Source organism: Chitinophaga nivalis (assembly GCF_025989125.1).
Lineage (GTDB): Bacteria > Bacteroidota > Bacteroidia > Chitinophagales > Chitinophagaceae > Chitinophaga > Chitinophaga nivalis.
Map to the genome: position 1 here is coordinate 5815375 of NZ_JAPDNR010000001.1, position 22747 is coordinate 5838121.

The 22747-nt window shown below is 46.9% G+C and carries 1 protein-coding gene (cut by a window edge); it reads right to left on the reverse strand.

The window, feature by feature from the left end:
- Positions 1 to 21787 carry the 5' portion of a non-ribosomal peptide synthase/polyketide synthase gene (locus tag OL444_RS21985; RefSeq protein ID WP_264729694.1) on the reverse strand. Its footprint begins 83573 nt before the window's first position, so only the first 21787 of its 105360 coding nucleotides appear in the window; its start codon is at positions 21785 to 21787; its stop codon lies off the left edge, out of view.
- Between the last annotated feature and the right edge of the window lie 960 nt (positions 21788 to 22747).

Here is a 22747-nt window from a genome sequence, read left to right on the forward strand (position 1 = left end):
AATCCACCAGCGTCTGCTCTCCGTCTATCTCTTCCCGTAAGGCCAGCGTATTTACAAAGAAGCCAATCAGGTCTGCTATCTCTCCATAATGACGGTTAGAGACCGGGCTACCCACTACTATATCCTGCTGATTACTGTAACTGCTCAATAACAAATAATAACCACTCAACAACAAACTATACATACTTACTTCCAAATCCCGTGATACCGCCCGTAAGTCGTCAGTGATAGCCTTATCTATGCTAAATGAAATATCCGCCCCTGCATAACTGATCTGGGCCGGTCTTGGCTGATCAGTTGGCAGGTACAATGTTTCATAACCGGTCAAACGGCCGTTCCAATAAGACAACTGTTGATCCAACACGCTACCTGTCAGGTAATCGCGCTGCCATAGTGCAAAATCTTTGTATTGTAATGGTAAGACAGGCAACACGTAGTTATCCGTCTTTTCGCCCGCAGCAGATGCCGCATGATAAGCATAGTTGTTTCCCAATTCACGCAGCAGAATGTCCGTGGACCATCCATCAAAAGCAATGTGATGTAATACAATACTCAGATAATACGTAGCTGGTGCTCCGGCAGTATGCAGGGTATAAAGGTTCAGCAGTACAGGATACTCTTTATCCAGTTTAAAAATATGACTGGCTGCTGCCGCCAGTGCTGTTTCCAGCTCATCGTTGCTGAATAATTCTTTCGTTGTGATGGATAAAGGATATACCTGATCATCCATTACCTGCTGATAACTGTTACCTGATGCACTGGTGTGAATCAGTGTTCTCAGTATTTCGTGCCGGTGAACAATATCACGTAATGCCGGTATCAGGTACTTTATCTCTACTGCTGCCTGCAGTTGCAGCACGATCGGAATATTATAGGCGTGACTACCTCCTTCATAATTTTCGATAAACCATAACCGTTCCTGCGCAAAGGATAATAACTGTTCCTGTGGTGCAGATACCGGTGCTGCAGTTATATGTACCTGGTTGTCTTTACCAGACAATAACCAGGTCGCTAATTTCCTGATTGTACGGTAAGTGAAAAGTACAGATACATTCACCTGTGTGTGCAATTCCTTATTCAGCCGGTTTATTAGTCGGATAGCCAGGATACTATTACCACCCAGCCGGAAGAAGTCATCCTGCACACTAATCGTGGCTGCGTCCAGGCCTAATGCAGCACCAAAGATTTCGCACAAGGTAGTTTCCGTAATATTCTGTGGCGCTTCATAGCGGTTGGTATCCGTAAACTGCGGATCAGGCAATGCCCGGCGATCCAGCTTACCATTGAGGGTCAATGGTAGTTTGTTCAGGTGTACCAGTACTGCCGGCACCATATAATCCGGCATGGTCGTTTTCAGGTGATCCAGCAGCGCTTGCTCATTCAAAACGGTATCTGATACATAGTAGCCTACAAGATAGTTGCCTTCACCAGACAGAGAATTTTTCACCAATACCACGGCCTGCTTCACACCTGTATAAGCGGATAACCTGCTTTCTATTTCACCCAGCTCCATCCGATAACCACGCAGCTTCACCTGGAAGTCGTTACGACCAATATATTCGATATTACCATCTGCCACGTAGCGCACCAGGTCGCCGGTCTTATAAAGCCGGGCATTGGCGCCGGCTACCTGTTCTTCCGCGGTCCGGAACGGATTCAAGATAAAACGTTCGGCCGTTAATGCCGGCTGGTTCAGGTAACCACGGGCTACGCCTGCACCACCCAGGTACAGCTCACCCACTGCTCCTACAGGCACCGGGTAATGATGACGATCCAATATATAAGCGGTAGTATTGGCTATCGGGCGACCGATTGGAATCACACCCGTCACCAGCGCCGCATAATCATTACATTGGTAGGTCGTCGCAAAGGTGGTGCTCTCCGTTGGGCCGTAACCGTTGACCAGTTTCACCCGGCCATTTCGCGCCATTAGCCGTTGCACATGTGTATAGGACAGTTGCTCGCCGCCCGCTACAATATATTTCAGCTCATGCAGACAAGACAATTGTTCATCTACCAGCGTATGGAATAAGGAAGTGGTAATAAAACAAATGGTGATCTGGTTATCGATGATCACATTTTCCAGCTGCTTCAGATCCAGCGATACCTCCTTACCAGTGATAACCAGGGTGGCGCCGTTCAGCAGGGCGCCGAAGATATCAAATACCGATCCGTCGAAAGCATAGTTCGCGATACCCAGCACTTTATCGGTCGCATCAAATGATACATAATCTACGTTTTTCACCAGACGGCTCACACTATGCTGTTCTACCATCACTCCTTTAGGCATACCCGTAGTACCACTTGTGTACATCACATAGGCCAGGTGATGGCCATTAACCGTACTTACCGGATCTGTGATCCCGTAGTCTGCAAATGCTACGGCAAATGCAACACTATCAATATTCGTGACAGCAATAGCTTTATCCTCCTTGATCGACGCCAGTTTAGCTGCATACACCTCATTGGTTAACACAACTTTGGCTTGGGTATCAGATAGGATATAATCAACCCGGTCATCCGGATAGGCGATATCGATCGGCACATAAGCACCACCAGCTTTCAACACGCCCAGTATGGCGATCAGCATATGTTCCGAGCGATCCAGGTAGAGTGCTACCAAATCATCCGGCTGAATAGTATATACTTCCTTCAGATAACCAGCCAGCTGGTTGGCACGGGCATTCAGTTCACCATAAGTCAGCCGGATATCTCCATACACCACTGCTTCCTGATCCGGTGCAGCTGCTGCATAGGATTCGAATAACCGGTGCAGGGCCATATCTGCCGCATATGTTTTCGTGGTATCGTTCCAGTTATAAATCAGTTGCTGGTATTGCCCCACAGACAGATGAGAAAGTTCATGGGCGTTTATATCATTATTCGCCGTCAGTTGGGTAATGATCAGCTCCATACCTGCTAACAGCTGCGCCACCATTTCTTCACTGATCAACTCTCCCGCATACTTTATTCCGATGCTGAGTTGCTGCTCGTGCTCCGCAGCTACTACTCCCAGCGGATAATCCAGTTTTTCTATGCTTTTACCGAATGAAATGGACATACCATCCCCATTACCGGTAGGAACAGGATAGTTTTCGAATACAAACAAGCTATTAAACAAGCGCTCACCACCTGTTTGCAGCTTACCCAGATTTACATTACTGCGGCTGTTTACCTCATTAATAGCTGCCTGTAAATCTTTAATAGCTGCCAGTACACTGGTCGCCTCATGTTCCAGGATAACCGGTAAAGTATTAATATACAAACCTACCGATTGTTCTATATCGTCCACAGGCAGGTTACGGCCGGATATGGTCATACCTACTACCGTGGTACTACTGTTGCCATAAAGACTCAGTTGTTTATGCCAGCAGTATTGCAGTACCGCATTTAAGGTGAAGCCATAGGTAGCACATAGTGTTTTTAGCCTGGTATACTGTATGGCATCGATCAGCCGCAATTGTTGCTGCGGCTCCAGGATATGCCGGTAATCGGATAAGCTGATATGTCGTTTTTCCGGACGCAGCAGACTGCTTAAATCTTCCCGATCAGTTAACCGGCTAACGTAAGACTGCCAGTAAGCCGTATGATCGTCCCGGTGCGCAAGCAGGTATTGCTGGGCAGCTATGTAGCTGCTATCTTCCTGTATCTTTATCGCTTCCCCTTTCTCCAGCTGTACATATATGGCATGTACCTCATTGAGCAACAGCGGCATGCTCCAGCCATCCAGGATCGCATGATGATTACTGAAGATGAAAGTGTAGTGCTGCGCGCTCCGTTTTATTACGTATAGTCGTAACAGATGGCCGGCTGACAAATCAAACATTTCAGACCGATCGGCAGCGGATAATTGTTCCAGGTATGCTTCCTGCGCTGCCGTATCCCGATCACTCACATCTGTATAGCGCCAGTCTAAACGTCCTTGTTTATCGATGATCTGTACCAGCTCCTCATCCCATGCAAAACGTAACCGTAATACCGGATAACGTTGCTGCGCATAGCTCCACGCCTGTTGCAGTAAACCTACATTCACCGCATAACGATAATCCCAGGATAGCTGTACCCGGTAAGCATCATCTACCGCTGCCTGACTCAAGGCGTGGTAGATAAATCCTTCCTGCAGGCTATTCACAGCATACACCCCGCTGATCTCCTGCGTTGCCTGCAGCCGCGACAGATAATCTGCCGTAACAAGATGACCGGTATCACTGGCGGTTAAATAACTGCGATCTGCTGCTGATAAATAAACGATGATATCCTCCAGTGCCTGTTGATAGCTGGCTGCCAATGCATCCAACCTATCGGATGCCAGGTAACCATGCATACCAAACTGTAACCGGCCATTGATAATCCGCCCATTGATGTTGATCAGCGGATGACTGCCATTGGCAGCACCAACCATTACGCCACTGTGTTCATTACTGATATACCAGTTGCTTACTCCGGCTGTTTCCTGCTGGTCAAATTGACCCAGGTAGTTAAAGCTGATGCGGGGCAGCAAGGACAGGTCATATCCGAACAACACCCCATAGCCGATACCGTTAGCAGGTATACCACGCAGCATTTCCTTGGCAGCCACTATATGAGCGCCATAATCATCGCCCGCAGTCTCCAGCGCTACCGGATACAACGTGGTAAACCAGCCCGCAGTTCGGGTAATATCTATATTGGTTGACAGCTCTTCACGACCATGGCCTTCCAGTACAATATGATGCCGCGACAATCCGGTTAGCTGCGACAGCGCTATGCCCAGCGCACTTAACAGGATATCGTTGATCCGGGTATTGTAAACGTGGCTTGTATGACGCAACAACTGCCCGGTAGCGTGTTCGCTCAGCGACAAATCCACAACACTGGCAACAGGCGTGGATAAAGCCTGTAGCGCAGCGTTGCCGGCGGATACGCCCGCCTGTATAGTTGACCAGTAATTATATTCTGATGGTTCGTATACCGGTAAGGTATTATAGGCAGACACCAATGCGGTCCACTGACGATAACTGCTGCCTTTCTCTCCTAAAATATTGGAAACAGCGATATCTCCCAGGACAGACGGATCCCCAATACCCGATAAGTAATGATAAATCTTCTCCAGGTCTTCTGTGATAATACGCCAGCTCACCGTATCTATCAACAGGTGATGCGCCGCAAAAAAGATCCGGGCACGGCCATCTGCATAACCATCCAGATAACCTACTACCAGCAGTTTATCTCCGTAAATGTCAAAATCACTTTGCCATTGCGTCAGCAATGCTGGTAATGCTTCTTCTCTATCCAGTGTGCGAACATCCACGTAACGGAGGGTTGCAGCAGTGACAGCACCGCTATAGGACTGTGCTCCTTCCAGGTTGTAACGCAACCTCAATCCATCGTGGTGGTTTAATAACTTAATAACAGCCTGCTCCAGTAATGTTTTATCCAATGCTGGTACATTGATCAGGAAAGATTGGTTCCAATGATGGGCATCTCCCAGCAAACCATCCTTCACCTGCGCAAAAAACCAGGACTGCACCGGTAACAAACCTACCTCGCCGGATAATATACCTTGTTCCGTTGTTACCGCCGCCTGTTGCTGATCTGCACCGGCAATTACGTTACTATATAAGGCGGCAATCGTCCGGTAACGGAAGATATCCTTTACACTCACCTGAATGCCTGCACGTTGTCTTAACCGGCTCACCAACTGGATACTGATAATACTATCGCCTCCCAACCGGAAGAAGTCATCATCGATACCTATTTTCGCTCCATCTATACCCAGGATCTGGCCGAATATTTCGCACATGATCGCTTCGGTCGCATTCTCCGGCGCCTGATAACGATCCATATCTCCAATCTGCGGATCTGGCAATGCCCGGCGATCCAGCTTCCCATTGAGCGTCAGCGGTAATTTGTCCAGGTGTACCAGTACCGACGGCACCATGTAATCCGGCAACGTCGCTTTCAGGTAGTCCTGTAGTACCTGCTCATTAAATGCGGCATCCGATACATAGTAACCTACCAGGTATCTGCCTTCTCCCGACTGTGCGTCTTTCACCAACACCACTGCCTGCTTCACACCTTCATAGGCGGCCAGCCGGCTTTCTATCTCGCCCAGCTCCATCCGATAACCACGCAGCTTCACCTGGAAGTCGTTACGACCCTGATATTCGATATGACCATCGGCGAGGTAACGCACCAGGTCACCGGTTTTATACAGCCGTTCATTCCTGTTATGTTCTATATCTTCCGCGGTCCGGAACGGATTCACGATAAAACGTTCGGCCGTTAATGCCGGCTGGTTCAGGTAACCACGGGCTACGCCCGCACCACCAATGTATAATTCACCTACTGCTCCCACTGGTACCGGGCTATGATCACGATCCAATATGTAAACCGTCGTATTGGCAATAGGACGGCCAATCGGAATAATACCCGAAGCCAATGTGCCATAATCATTACAGGTATAGGCCGTCGCAAAAGTAGTACTCTCCGTAGGCCCATAACCGTTCACCAGCTTCACCCGGCCATTCCGCTCCATCAGCCGTTGCACATGCGTATACGATAGTTGCTCGCCACCTGCCACAATATATTTCAGCGCATGCAGACAAGACAATTGCTCATCTACCAGCGTATGGAATAAAGATGTTGTAATAAAACAGATCGTGATCTCATGGCTGACGATCACATTTTCCAGTTGTTTCAGATCCAGGAATACCTCCTTACCGGCGAGAACCAGCGTAGCGCCATTCAGCAGCGCACCGAAGATATCAAACACCGATCCGTCGAAAGCGTAGTTCGCGATACCCAACACTTTATCGGTCGCATCAAACGATACATAATCCACGTTTTTCACCAGGCGGCTCACACTATGCTGTTCTACCATCACTCCTTTAGGCATACCCGTAGTACCACTTGTGTACATCACATAGGCCAGGTGATGGCCATTAACCGTACTTACCGGATCTGAGACGCCATAACCCACCAATGCTACGGCAAATGCAGCGCTGTCAATACTCGTGACAGCAATAGTCTTATCTTCCGTGATCGATGCCAGTTTAGCTGCATACACTTCATTGGTCAACACAACTTTGGTTTGGGTATCAGTCAGGATGTAGGCCACCCGGTCATCCGGATACGCTATATCTATCGGCACATAAGCGCCACCTGCTTTTAATACCCCCAATATGGCAATCAGCATGTCTACTGAACGATCCAGATAAAGTGCTACCAGGTCATCCGGCTGAATAGCATATACCTCCCTCAGATAACCTGCCAGCTGGTTAGCATGGGCATTCAGTTCACCATAAGTCAATTGTACATTCCCATATACAACCGCGATCTGATTCGGCATGGCGGCTGCATAGGATTCGAATAATACATGTAAGGCTTTATCCGCCGGATATGGTTTTGTAGTATCGTTCCAATTATAAAGTACCTGCTGGTAGTCAGCTACATTCAGGAAAGAAAGCTCATTCGTGGCTATGCTGTCATTTTCCGTCAACTGTGTCACCAGCAGATCTATACCCTGCAATACCTGCGCCGCCCTTTCTTCACTGATCAACTCACCCGCATACTTCAAGGTTATCTTTAGCCCTTTTTGTTCCATTACGATTACCCCCAAAGGATAATCCAGCTTCTCTATGCCCTTACGGAATTCAATAGACATACCATCCCTGCTACCAGTAGGAACAGGATAGTTTTCAAATACAAACAGGCTGTTAAACAGGCGTTCCCCGCCTGTTTGCAGCTTACCCAGACTTACATTGCTATGGCTGTTTACTTCATTAATGGCCGCCTGTAAATCTTTAATAGCTGCCAGTACACTGGTTGTTTCATGTTCCAGGATAACCGGCAACGTATTAATGTATAAACCTACCGATTGTTCTATATCGTCCACAGGCAGGTTACGGCCGGATACTGTCATACCTACCACAGTGGTACTACTGTTGCCATAAAGACTCAGTTGTTTATGCCAGCAGTATTGCAGTACCGCATTTAAGGTAATGCCATAGGTAGCACATAATGCCTTCAATATTTCATACCGGTCGCCACTGATCAGCAACGATTGCTCCCGTGGCGCCAGGATATGCCGGTAATCAGATAAGCTGATATGTCTTTTTTCCGGACGCAGCAAACTGCTTAAATCTTCCCGATCAGTTAACTGACCAACATAAGACTGCCAGTAAGCGGTATGATCGTCCCGGTGCGCAAGCAGGTATTGCTGGGCAGCGATGTAGCTGCCATCTTCCTGTATCGTTATCGCTTCCCCTTTCTCCAGCCGTACATACAGGGCGTGTACCTCATTGAGCAACAGCGGCATACTCCAGCCATCCAGGATCGCATGATGATTACTGAAGATGAAAGTATAGTGTTGCTCTCCCCTTTTTACTACGTATAGTCGTAACAGATGGCCGGCCGACAAGTCAAACATTTCAGACCGGTCCGCAGCGGATAATTGTTCCAGGTATGCTTCCTGCGCTGCCGTATCCCGATCACTCACATCTGTATAGCGCCAGTCTAAACGTCCTTGTTTATCGATGATCTGTACCAGCTCCTCATCCCATGCAAAACGTAACCGTAATACCGGATAACGTTGCTGCGCATAGCTCCACGCCTGTTGCAGTAAACCTACATTCACCGCATAACGATAATCCCAGGATAGCTGTACCCGGTAAGCGTCATCTACCGCTGCCTGACTCAAGGCGTGGTAGATAAATCCTTCCTGCAGGCTATTCACAGCATACACCCCGCTGATCTCCTGCGTTGCCTGCAGCCGCGACAGATAATCTGTCGTAACAAGATGACCGGTATCACTGGCGGTTAAATAACTGCGATCTGCTGCTGATAAATAAACGATGATATCCTCCAGTGCCTGTTGATAGCTGGCTGCCAATGCATCCAACCTATCGGATGCCAGGTAACCATGCATACCAAACTGTAACCGGCCATTGATAATCCGGCCATTGATATTGATCAGCGGATGACTGCCATTGGCAGCACCAACCATTACGCCACTCTGTTCATTACTGATATACCAGTTGCTTACTCCAGCTGTTTCCTGCTGGTCAAATTGCCCCAGGTAGTTAAAGCTGATACGCGGCAGCAAGGACAGATCATATCCGAACAACACCCCATAGCCGATACCGTTAGCAGGTATACCACGCAGCATTTCCTTGGCAGCCACTATATGAGCGCCATAATCATCGCCCGCAGTCTCAAGCGCTACCGGATACAACGTGGTAAACCAGCCCGCAGTTCGGGTAATATCTATATTGGTTGACAGCTCTTCACGGCCATGGCCTTCCAGTACAAGGTGATGCCGCGACAATCCCGTTAGCTGCGACAGCGCTATGCCCAGCGCACTTAACAGGATATCGTTGATCCGAGTATTGTAAACGTGGCTTGTATGACGCAGCAACTGCCCGGTAGCGTGTTCGCTCAGCGACAAATCCACAACACTGGCAACAGGCGTGGATAAAGCCTGTAGCGCAGCGTTGCCGGCGGATACGCCCGCCTGTATAGTTGACCAATAATCATATTCTGCAGCCTGATATACCGGTAAGGTATTATAGGCAGACACCAATGCGGTCCACTGACGATAACTGCTGCCTTTCTCTCCCAAAATAGTGGAAACAGCGATATCTCCCAGGACAGACGGATCCCCAATACCCGATAAGTAATGATAAATCTTCTCCAGGTCTTCCGTGATAATGCGCCAGCTCACCGTATCTATCAACAGGTGATGCGCCGCAAAAAAGATCCGGGCACGGCCATCTGCATAACCATCCAGATAACCTACTGCCAGCAGCTTATCTCCGTAAATATCAAAATCACTTTGCCATTGCGTCAGCAATGCCGGTAATGCGTCTTCTCTATCCAGTGTGCGAACATCCACGTAACGGAGGGTTGCAGCAGTGACAGCACCGCCATAAGACTGTGCTCCTTCCAGGTTGTAACGCAACCTCAATCCATCGTGGTGGTTTAATAACTTAATAACAGCCTGCTCCAGTAATGTTTTATCCAATGCTGGTACATTGATCAGGAAAGACTGGTTCCAATGATGGGCATCTCCCAGCAAACCATCCTTCACCTGCGCAAAAAACCAGGACTGCACCGGCAACAAACCTACCTCGCCGGATAATATACCTTGTTCCGTTGTTACCGCCGCCTGTTGCTGATCTGCACCGGCAATTACGTTACTATATAAGGCGGCAATCGTCCGGTAACGGAAGATATCCTTTACACTCACCTGAATGCCTGCACGTTGTCTTAACCGGCTCACCAACTGGATACTGATAATACTATCGCCTCCCAACCGGAAGAAGTCATCATCGATACCTATTTTCGCTCCATCTATACCCAGGATCTGGCCGAATATTTCGCACATGATCGCTTCGGTCGCATTCTCCGGCGCCTGATAACGATCCATATCTGCAAACTGCGGATCTGGCAATGCCCGGCGATCCAGCTTACCATTGAGCGTCAGCGGTAACTTGTCCAGGTGTACCAGTACCGACGGCACCATGTAATCCGGCAACGTCGCTTTCAGGTACTCCTGCAGTACCTGCTCATTGAATGCGGCATCCGATACATAGTAACCTACCAGGTATCTGCCTTCTCCCGACTGTGCGTCTTTCACCAATACCACTGCCTGCTTCACACCTTCATAAGCGGCTAACCGGCTTTCTATCTCGCCCAGCTCCATCCGATAACCACGCAGCTTCACCTGGAAGTCGTTACGACCCTGGTATTCGATATGACCATCGGCGAGGTAACGCACCAGGTCACCGGTTTTATACAGCCGTTCGTTCCTGTTATGTTGTATATCTTCCGCGGTCCGGAACGGATTCACGATAAAACGTTCGGCCGTTAATGCCGGCTGGTTCAGGTAACCACGGGCTACACCTGCACCACCGATGTATAATTCACCTACTGCTCCCACTGGTACCGGGCTATGATCACGATCCAATATGTAAACCGTCGTATTGGCAATAGGACGGCCAATCGGAATAATACCCGAAGCCAATGTGCCATAATCATTACAGGTATAGGCCGTCGCAAAAGTAGTGCTCTCCGTAGGCCCATAACCGTTCACCAGTTTCACCCGGCCATTCCGCGCCATCAGCCGTTGCACATGTGTATACGACAGTTGCTCGCCACCTGCCACAATATATTTCAGCGCATGCAGACAAGACAATTGCTCATCTACCAGCGTATGGAATAAAGATGTTGTAATAAAACAGATCGTGATCTCATTGCTGACGATCACATTTTCCAGTTGTTTCAGATCCAGGAATACCTCCTTACCGGCGAGGACCAGGGTAGCGCCGTTCAGCAGCGCGCCGAAGATATCAAACACTGACCCGTCGAAAGCGTAGTTCGCGATACCCAACACTTTATCGGTCGCATCAAACGATACATAATCCACGTTTTTCACCAGGCGGCTCACACTATGCTGTTCTACCATCACTCCTTTAGGCATACCCGTAGTACCGCTTGTATACATCACATAAGCCAGGTGATGGCCATTAACCGTACTTACCGGATCTGTGATCCCGTAGTCTGCAAATGGAGTATTGTCTGTATCCGTAACGACAATAGCTGTGTTTACCGTGATGGAGGTCAGTTTAGCGGCATACACCTCATTGGTTAACACCACTTTGGTTTGGGTATCGGTCAGGATGTAGGCAACACGGTCATCCGGATAGGCTATATCTATCGGCACATAAGCACCACCGGCTTTTAATACCCCCAATATGGCAATCAGCATATGTTCCGAACGATCCAGGTAAAGTGCTACCAGGTCATCCGGCTGAATAGCATATACCTCCCTCAGATAACCCGCCAACTGGTTAGCACGGGCATTCAGTTCGCCATAGGTCAGTTGTGTTGCGCCAAACAATACCGCTACCTGATCAGGATTTGCCGCTACATGGGACTCGAATAATACATGTAAGGCTTTCTCTGCCGGATAAGGTTTCGTAGTGGCATTCCAGTTATAAAGAATATGCTGATAGTCATCTTCATTCAGGAAGGAAAGTGCCGTCGTGGCAATATTGTTATCATCTGTCAGCTGTGTTAACAGCAGATCTACACCCTGCAACACCTGTGCGGCCACTTCTGCGCTGATCAGCTCACCCGCGTATCTTAAGGTTACCTTTATACCTTTTTGTTCCACCACGATTACTCCCAGGGGATAATCCAACTTCTCTATGCTACCCCGGAATTCAATGGCAAGATCTTCTCCACTGCCGGTAGGAACCGGATAGTTTTCGAATACAAACAGGCTGTTAAACAGGCGTTCACCACCTGTTTGCAACTTACCCAGACTTATATTACTATGGTTGTTTACTTCATTGATGGCGGCCTGTAAATCTTTAATAGCTGCCATTACACTGGTCGCTTCATGTTCCAGGATAACCGGTAGCGTATTAATATATAAACCTACTGATTGCTCTATATCATCAACAGGCAGATTCCGGCCGGAGACAGTCATCCCTACTACGGTTGTACTACTGTTGCCATAAAGACTCAGTTGTTTATGCCAGCAATATTGCAGCACCGCATTTAAGGTAATACCATGGGTCGCGCATATTTTTTTCAGTGCTTCATACCGGTCGCCGCCAATCAGCAACGATTGTTCCTGTGGCGCCAGGATATGCCGGTAATCGGATAAGCTGATATGACGTTTTTCCGGACGCAGCAGACTGCTTAAATCTTCCCGATCGGTCAACTGGCTAACGTAAGACTGCCAGTAAGTTGTATGATCATCCCGGTGCGCGCGCAGGTATTGCTGCGTAGCTATGTAACTGTTATCTTCCTGTATCGTTATTCTTTCCCCTTTTTCCAGCCGTACATACATGGCATGTACTTCATTCAGCAACAGGGGCATACTCCAGCCATCCAGGATCGCATGATGATTACTGAAGATGAAAGTATAGTGCTGCGTACTTCGTTTTACTACGTATAGTCGTAACAGGTTGCCCGCCGACAAGTTGAACATTTCAGACCGGTCCGCAACTGATAATTTTTTCAGGTATGCTTCCTGTCCGGCCGTATCCTCATCACTTACATCGGTATAACGCCAGTCTAAATGTCCGGCTTTATCAACAATTTGCACCAATGCTTCTTCCCATGCAAAACGTAGTCTCAATGCAGGATAGCATTGTTGGGCATAGCTCCATGCCTGCCATAACAATGACACATCCAGGGCGTGATGATAGTCCCAGGTTATTTGTACCCGGTAGGCATCATCTACCTCTCCCTGACTCAGGGCATGATAGATAAATCCTTCCTGCAGGCTGTTGACAGGGTATATACCGCTGATCTCCCTATCTGCCTGCAGCCGTGACAAGTAGTCTGCCGTTACAATATGTCTGACATCACTCCCGGTCAAATAACTCCGGGCAGCATCAGACAGGTAGACAATTATATCCTCCAGTATATGCTTATACGCAGTTGTAAAATCGCGTTGTACCTCCCCGGTGATCCTTCCTGATATGGCAAACTGTAATCGGCCATCTATTACGAGGCCGTTGATATTGAGCAGATACGGTTCCTTATTGGCTGTACTGATCGATATGCCGCTATTTTCACCGCTGATATACCAGCTGTCACCCTCTTTTTTCTCCTGTTCATCAAACTGTCCCAGGTAGTTAAAACTGATGCGCGGCAAAACCGCCTGTACATATCCCAAAAATGCCCCATAGCCAATTCCTTTTGCAGGGATCGCACGTAGCATTTCTTTCACCGTTACCAGGTGTGTCCTGTAGTCGGTACCAGCTGTTACAATTTCTACCGGATACATAGTTGTAAACCAGCCGGCAGTGCGGGTAATATCAATACTGGCCGACAACTCCTCGCGGCCATGACCTTCCAGCAAAACAGGATGCCGGTCCAGCCCCGTCACCTGAGACAAGGCAGCTCCTAAAGCACTTAATAAAATATCGTTGATCTGCGTGTTGTAAACATGGCCCGTATTACGTAACAACAGTCCGGTATAATGCTCGTCCAGTGTTAAAGTGGTATGACTTACTTCCTGGGTTTCCGGTAGTAACAACCGTGTATTACCAGCCACTACTCCTTCCTGTACTTTTGACCAGTAGGCTATTTCCGACGCGGGATCTGTTATGACAGACGGATAGGATGCTACGAGCGCAGTCCACTGCCGGTAACTGCTGGCCTTGGGGCCTAGAATGTCAGCAACAACAATAGTTTCCAACGCTGACTTATCGGCCAGACCAGACAAATAATGGTAAATCTTTTCCAGGTCTTCCGTCAAAATACGCCAGCTCACGGCATCTATCAGCAGGTGATGTGCCGCAAAAAAGATCCGGGCACGTCCATCTGCATATCCTTCCAGGTAACCGACCTGTAATAATTTATCGCCATAAATATCAAAATCATTTTGCCACTGCGTCAGTATGGCTGGTAGTGTCTGTTTCTCACTCAGGGTGCGGATGTCCAGGTAACGAAGGGCTGCAACGGTTACAACGTCACTATAGTACTGTACGCCCTCCCGTTTGTAACGTAGCCTGAATGCATCGTGGTGGTGTAGTAATTTATTCACTGCCTGTTCCAGCAGCACCCGATCCAATACTGGTACATTGATCAGGAAAGACTGATTCCAGTGATGGTAATCTGCCAGCAGTCCCTGTTCCACCTGTGCCAGGAACCAGGATTGCACGGGTAACAAGCCAACTTCTCCCGACAACATCCCCTGCTCTGTTTCCTGCACTGTCTGTTGCGACGCCGCATCTTTCACCACGTTTGCATAAAGTTGTGCAATCGTCCGGTAACGGAAGATATCTTTCGTACTCACCTGTATGCCTGCACGTTGTCTGAGGCGGCTCACCAACTGGATACTGATAATACTGTCTCCTCCCAAACGGAAGAAGTCATCATGGATACCAATCTTACCGCCATCAATGCCGAGTATCTGACCAAAGATCTCACACATAACTGCCTCTATGTCATTCTCCGGCGCCTGATAACCGCCAGCAGCTGTAAATTGCGGATCAGGTAATGCCTGGCGGTCAATTTTGCCATTGATCGTCAGCGGCAGTTTGTCCAGGTGTACCAATACGGCCGGCACCATATAATCCGGCAGATAGGTGCGCAGATAACTTAATACTGCTTCCTGTTCCAATATACTATCCGCCACATAATAACCTACCAGGTATTTGCTGTGACCAGCAGCAGCATCTCTTGCCAGCACGATTGCCTGCCGGATACCGGTATACGCAACTAGCCGGTTTTCTATCTCGCCTGTTTCAATGCGATAGCCACGGATTTTTACCTGGAAATCGTTACGGCCCAGGTATACCAGGTTACCATCTGGCAGGTAACGTACTAAGTCGCCCGTCTTATACAATCTGGCGTTATGCTGTGCCTGTTTTTCGGCTGCAGTCCGGAAAGGATCCGATATAAAACGTGTAGCTGTTAAAGCTTCCTGATTGAGGTAACCACGGGCTACGCCTGCACCACCCAGGTATAGTTCTCCAATAGCCCCTACCGGTACCGGTTTCAATTGAGGATCCAACACATACACAGTTGTATTAGCTATCGGGCGGCCGATCAGGTGGGTATCTCCCGCTATAATCTGCTTTCCGGTAGCATAAATGCTAGCCTCCGTAGGGCCGTAATAGTTATATAGTTTCGTATAGGCGGACCAATAGCTACCCGTTTCCCGATCACATGGCTCCCCTGCATAAATAACCGCACGTAGTGCAGGATAGTTAATACGCGGCAATACCGACAACATAACAGGTGGCAAATACACATAGGCAATCTCATTGGATAAGAGGTATTCACTGATTTTCACTGCATCCCTGCGAATATCTTCACTTAACACATGCAGTTCATTACCATACAGTAAGGCGCTGAATATTTCAGAAACGGATACATCAAATACATAGGAGGTATAAGCTGCGATCTTTGCGCCTTCACTATGTCCGTAGGCAGCGCGGATACCACGCAGCGTATTCACTACGCTGCGATGTTCTACCATAACACCTTTCGGCATACCCGTAGTACCACTGGTATAGATTATATAGGCCAGGTTACCGGCATCACTACCCGTACTACCATTTACGATGGGATAAGCAGCGTGTATTTCGTTAAAAATATGGCTATCGATAGATATGATAGCTACCTTATTATCTGCAGTAATAGCCTCCAGCTTTCCTGCATACACTTCATTGGTCAATACCACGCGGGTATTCGTATCCGCCAGTATATAACCGGTACGATCAGCAGGATAGGCAGGATCCATGGGCACATAGGCCCCACCGGATTTCAGTACCCCCAGGATGGCGATCAGCATATCTGTTGATCCATCCAGGTACAAACCTATCAAATCATCCGGTTTGATGTGATAAACTGCCCGCAGATAAGCAGCCAGTTGATTGGCCTTTGCATTCAGCTCACTATAGGTCAGCTGACGATCTTCGTATCTTACGGCTATCTGTTCCGGGTGGAGTGCCACCTGTTCTTCGAATAATTCGTGGATTGTCTTATCATCAGCATAAGCAGTGGTTGTTTCATTCCAGGTATATACCAAACGCTGGTATTCCTTTTCCGGCAGCTCTCCCAATGCAGTATTATCTGTTATCAGCCGGGTTATATTATATGCAAAATGCTGCATAAAATAATCCAGAAAATCCTGATCAGCGATCGTATCGTGGGCAACAAAGGAGATCTCAAAATTATTTCCTCCATGCTGAAACACGTTCAGCATAAACGGAATATTTGTTTTTTCGAACCGGGTAGTAGCTGTTATACTGTCAACACTACCATCCAGGATATGGAAATGGATAAAGTTAAAGGCAAATTCATACAGGTCACGTCCGGCAGCCGCTTTAATTTTCGCATATGGGTACCCCTTATGTGCATGCAGCCGCAACTTCTCTTCAAATACATTTCCAATACCTGTTTTATGATCAGTGCTGCCTGGTATAATATTATAACGATAAGGTATTGTATTCAGAAACAAACCAAATAACTCATCTCCGCCGGCAGCTTCTATCCGGTTATTTACGACCAGACCAATGGTAATAGCTTCCTGATTCAGAAAACGGTGCAGTGTATACAGATATACATAAATAAAAATACTGTCTACACTCACATGCAATGATCGGGCAATCGCCATTATTGCCTCGCTCTCCGATCCGGTAATACGGTGTATTGCATGGAATAGTCCATCTCCGGCAACATTCCCGGAATTATTCCAGTTAAGTCCTGTTATTTCGGCATCGGCGAGATAGGTCTGCCAGAAATTTTTCGTATCAGGATCATTAACCACTTTTTGTTCAGCAGCTACAAATGCGCCATAATGCAATGTTGCCGGCGCACTTAATGGCTGTTGCTGCGTATAGGCAACCAGCCATTCATTTAACAGGGACGCAATACTCCATCCGTCTGCTATCGCATGGTGGAAAGAAAATATAAAATCAAAGGTATCTTCCAGTTGATTGATAATAATCCGGAATTGGCCCGCCTTTGCAACATCAAAAGTATGATGCCGTTCTTCATGGATCAGCACATCCGGATCCTGTTGTGCTACCACCCGGAGGTCAATAACAATATGCTGTTGAATGATACAATCATAACCGTTATCAGACAGTAAAAATCCGGCCCGCAATAATGCGTGTTTGCTTACCAGTTGTTCCCACACAGCAACAAACCTGTCATGGTCATAAGGATGCGCAATATGATACCTGAATACATCGTGGTATACCCCTCCTGTATCTTCCTGTGCCGATTCAAACAACATCCCACTTTGTAAATAGCTGGCGGGATAGATATCTTCAATTGCTGATAAATGTAATATTGCAGCGTAATGCTGCTTATTTATCATGCTGAAAGGCTGGTAGGCGCCCTCCGTACTTTTTGCCACTTCCTGCTGCAATATTCCGGCGATAACGCTGATCCGCTTATGTGTCAGGATATCTTTTACCTTCAGCTGCGTATGCAACTGACTGTTAATACTGCTCACCAGCCGGATGGCGATAATACTATCTCCGCCCAGCAAAAAGAAATCATCCTCAATGCTGATACTTGCAGCGGCCCGGCCCAGCACCGTTCCATAAATTTCACACAATTGCCATTCCAGCGAGGTTATCGGTGGCTGATAAACCTCCCCCGCAGTAAACACCGGTTCCGGCAACAGGCGATGATCCAGTTTACCGTTGATCGTTAAAGGCAGAGACTTAACCTGTATAAACATGGCAGGTACCATATATACCGGTAAGGATGCACTGAGATGAGCAGATAATTCAGTAGTAGCGATGGCTTCGGCTGATACATAATAACCTACCAGGTATTTACCACCGTCTGCTCCCCTATCTTTGGCCAATACGACTGATTGCCGGATACCAGCATAACCCGACAACTGTGTTTCAATTTCTCCCAGCTCTATACGATAACCACGGATCTTTACCTGAAAGTCATTACGACCCATATATTCCAGGCTACCATCGGGCAGATAACGCGCCAGATCTCCGGTACGATACAAACGGCTGCCTTCCTGGAAAGGATGCGGTATGAACCGCGTGGCGGTTAATTCAGGCTGGTTCAGATAACCTCTTGTGATGCCGGCACCACCAATATACAATTCACCTACAGCACCTGCTGGTACCGGTTGCAGGTATTCATTCAGTACATAGGCCGACAGATCCGGAATCGGTATACCTATCAGGGAGCCGCGATCCAGTTCTGTAGCCCGGATAGGTTTATAGGTCACATGCACCGTCGTTTCTGTAATACCGTACATGTTCACCAGCTGTGGTGCCGTATCGGCATAACGGCTATACCAACCCTGCAGCTGAGAAAGATTTAATGCTTCCCCTCCGAAGATCACATAACGCAGCGCGCTTAGTACATCCGGCTGGCGAAGCGCTGTTGCAGCAAATTCGTAGAAGGCATACGGTGTCTGGTTTAAAACAGTTACGCCCTGGGATTCGCAAAGGTTATAGAACAATTGCGGATCACGGGTTTGCTCATAGGTAGGAATTACCAGCTTACCGCCATACAATAAAGCCCCCCATAATTCCCATACACTAAAGTCAAATACATAGGAATGGAATAAAGTCCATACGTCCTGCTCATTGAACTGATACCACGCATCGGTGGCTGTAAACAACCGCGCCACCTGCGCGTGTTCCACCATCACCCCTTTTGGACGACCGGTTGTACCGCTGGTATAAATGACATATGCCAGCGAAGATGGCACACGTTGTTTGATGGGTGCATAGCCATTGAACCGGTTTTGATCAACCGCCAATACGGCTACCTCCATCTCCGCCATCCGCTCAACGTGTGCAGTTGTAGTGATAACCACTTTAGCTTTTGTATCCGCTATCACATAACGGATACGGTCATCCGGATAACTGGCTTCTACCGGCACATAGGCCGCACCCGATTTCAAAATACCCAGGATGGCGATCACCAGTTCCGGCGAGCGATCCATACAAAGTACAATCAGGTCATCCGGCCGGATAGCATAAGTTTGTTGCAGATAACCGGCTAGTTCATCGGAGCGTTGATCCAGTTCCCGGTAGCTCAGCTGCTGGTCTTCATACACCAACGCGGTTTGTTCCGGCACCCGTAATGCCTGCGCAGCAAACAATTCCGGCAGCGTACTGTCTGAGATAAAAGATGCTGCCGGCGAAGATTGCATCAACTGCGTGGGTGTTGTTTTATCCAGATAATGCAATGTTTTGATCAATGCATTTTTCGCAGTTGCTGTTTGGAGTTGCGATAATTGCTCCAGGATAATTTTATAGGTATGGATATAACCCAGCATCGTATCTGCATCAAAAATATCGGCAGCATAGTTAAATATGCCGGTAATAGCGGTAGTGCTGTCATCCAATATACTGATGATATCCAAACCAGCCACTGGTTGTTTATCCTGTACCAGCAAGGCATTCATCTCCTGCCATGACACATTATTATGTCCGGCAAGCCCGAATACGACCTGAAAAACTGGGTGCCGTGCGTTATCCGGCAGTATATGCAGTGCGGCCAGCAGGTTTTCAAAAGAAAGATCCTGATGCAGGCCGGCAGTTAATATTATTTGTTCCACCTCACGAATAAAATCGGCCAGTGGCAGATCCGGGGCTATTATCGTTCTTAATGCCAGTGTATGCAGCACCTGACTGTTTTGCCGGTCAGCAATCGGGCTACCCACCAACAAATCCCGCTGATTACTATAAGCAGCCAGTAACAAATAGTAGCCACCCAGTAACAATCCGTGCATGCTTACCTGCAATTCGTGAGATACGATTCTCAGTTCTTCGCTGACAGCCTTATCTATCGTAAAGGAAATAACAGCACGGGGATCTGCCTCCTGTACCTTCCGTGGCCGGTCTACAGGCAAAGCCAGGGTTTCATAACCTGACAGTTGTTTTTTCCAGTATGCTAATTGTTGGTTGGTTCTATCTGTTGCGGCCAGATGTTGCTGTTGCCATAAAGCAATTGACCGATAACTATCTGCTGGCGTTTCTTCATCAAATAAAGGATAATCAATGGCTTTCTTATCGGTATGCTGTTGCAGCAAGTCTTGTAATACCAGCATAAACAATTGCTGATAAAGGATACAAAAACTACGGATTCTTGTTTCGTCCAGTATACCGCTTTTATACCTGACCCTGAATTTCAGCAATCCATTACGGACTTCCTGATCAAATAACAACGTGTGCGCCAGATCCACATTCAAGGAGGTATTCACCTTTACGTTTGTTATACCGTCAAAGTCCAGTGCCAGCTCCTTCATATTCGTTTGTCCGAATCCCAGCTTCAGGATCTTTGCGTCAGCTGCATGCCGGACAATATCACTCACAGGCAGGTACTTCCCTTTTGTGTCATTCAGTTCACGCAGGAACAATTGTAACCGGTTGATCAAATCCTGCAGGGTAGTACTGGCATCAAACCGGTATACATTAAAAATGGCATTTACCTGTGAGCCATAAATAAAGGCAATACCTTCGCGGATAGCCACCGGATAGTGTAACCCTATCAGGGATACATTGGTAATCCTGTGCAATAAGATGGCAAAAACCAGCTGACCAAAGTAAAAAGGTGTCAGTTTATACAGTGATAGCAACTGTTTAACCTGCGCCAATGTATCTTCCTCAAAACAAAAATCATATACACCTAAGGCGTCGGCAGGATAGTGACCGGATTGGTTTTTCAAAAAGCCAAGATCAACAGCCGCAACATCCTTTAGCTGACCTTTCCAAAAGGCATCCATTTCTTGCCGCTGCGCTGCAATTTTATGATGGATCGTAACAGACAACGCTTTATTCTTTTCAATTTGCGCTGCCACACTTACCGCTTCGCTATAGGATGGATCATTGTAATAATGCCCCAGGGTTGCCATCAACTCATCTGAGCTGGAGCCATCCACTACAATATGTGGCATTATAATAATGATACGATGTTGTTGTTCACTCCTGCTGATCAGATGTACCCGCATCAGCAGCTCTTGATTCAAATCAAAAGGAGCTACGGCTAATTTATAGGTCTCTTCCTCCGTTAATCCATCCGGGTAATAGTTTACCAATGTGGCATCTGCTGACAACGGCTCCCTTTCTACCCAATATGCCTGATCTGATTCCAACACCACATTACTATGCATCTGGAAATGATCATTTACAAATCTTGTTATCGCATTATTTAGCCTATCTATATTAAAATTACCTATCAACTCCTGATCCCAAACAATATTATAATCACTGCGTGATGGGTCTAATATCCATTCATAATAAAATATAGCCTGATATGGTGTGAGCAGTATCTTGTTCATAATATCCAGATTTAAAAAATATAAACAGTGATATTTAATATTTTGAGTAATTACATTTAAAAGGGCAAAAAGGGTCCGTAACATCCGGAGATGTTAATCTTTTGAACTGGGAAATGGTTATCGGATCAATACGCCCCACCTATGTCCGGGTGGATGTATTCATCACAAATGGGTTATAAAATCCATGCTTAATGGAATGTATCCTGATATGGTGTGAGCAGTATCCTATACATAATAGCCAGATTTAAAAACACAAACGGCAACGTCTAATGGTTTGTGTCATGATATGAAAGAAAGCAAAACAAATCCGTAACATCCAAAGATGTCATTTCATTCAACAGGAAATAGCTGTCAGATCAATGTTATCAACCTATGCCCGGGTTGATACATGAACAACAAAATGGGTTGTAAAATCCATGCTTAATGGAATGTATCCTGATATGGCGTGAGCAGTATCTTATACATAATATCCAGATTTGAAAACACAAACTGTGACATTGAATGGTTTGTGTAATGATATAAAAGAAAGCAAAAAGGGTCCATAACATCCGGAGATGTTAAATCATTAAACATGCAATAATTATCCGATCAACAACATCAACCTACGCATAGGTGAGTGCGCGAACAATAAATGGTCATTTATGTGACATTCATAAGTGCTGAGAAAGTATTTTATAAGTTATGGTTTCCTAAAATGATTTCTACAATACTGTTACTAAATATTACAATCAAAGCATAACGATATGAATCATGCATTCATTTAAATCATAAGCCATCATGGTGTGGGCAGCACCTTGTGTATGACAGTTTCATTTAATAACGCTCAAGTTAGTCTTATTCAATAATTTGATTAATAATGAAACAAAATAATTTCTGTAACACTCCGGGCAAAGTTATTTAGCAGAAATAGGTTTTTGTTGTTTTTTCCAATTAAGGGTGTATTCGTACTTGAATTAACAA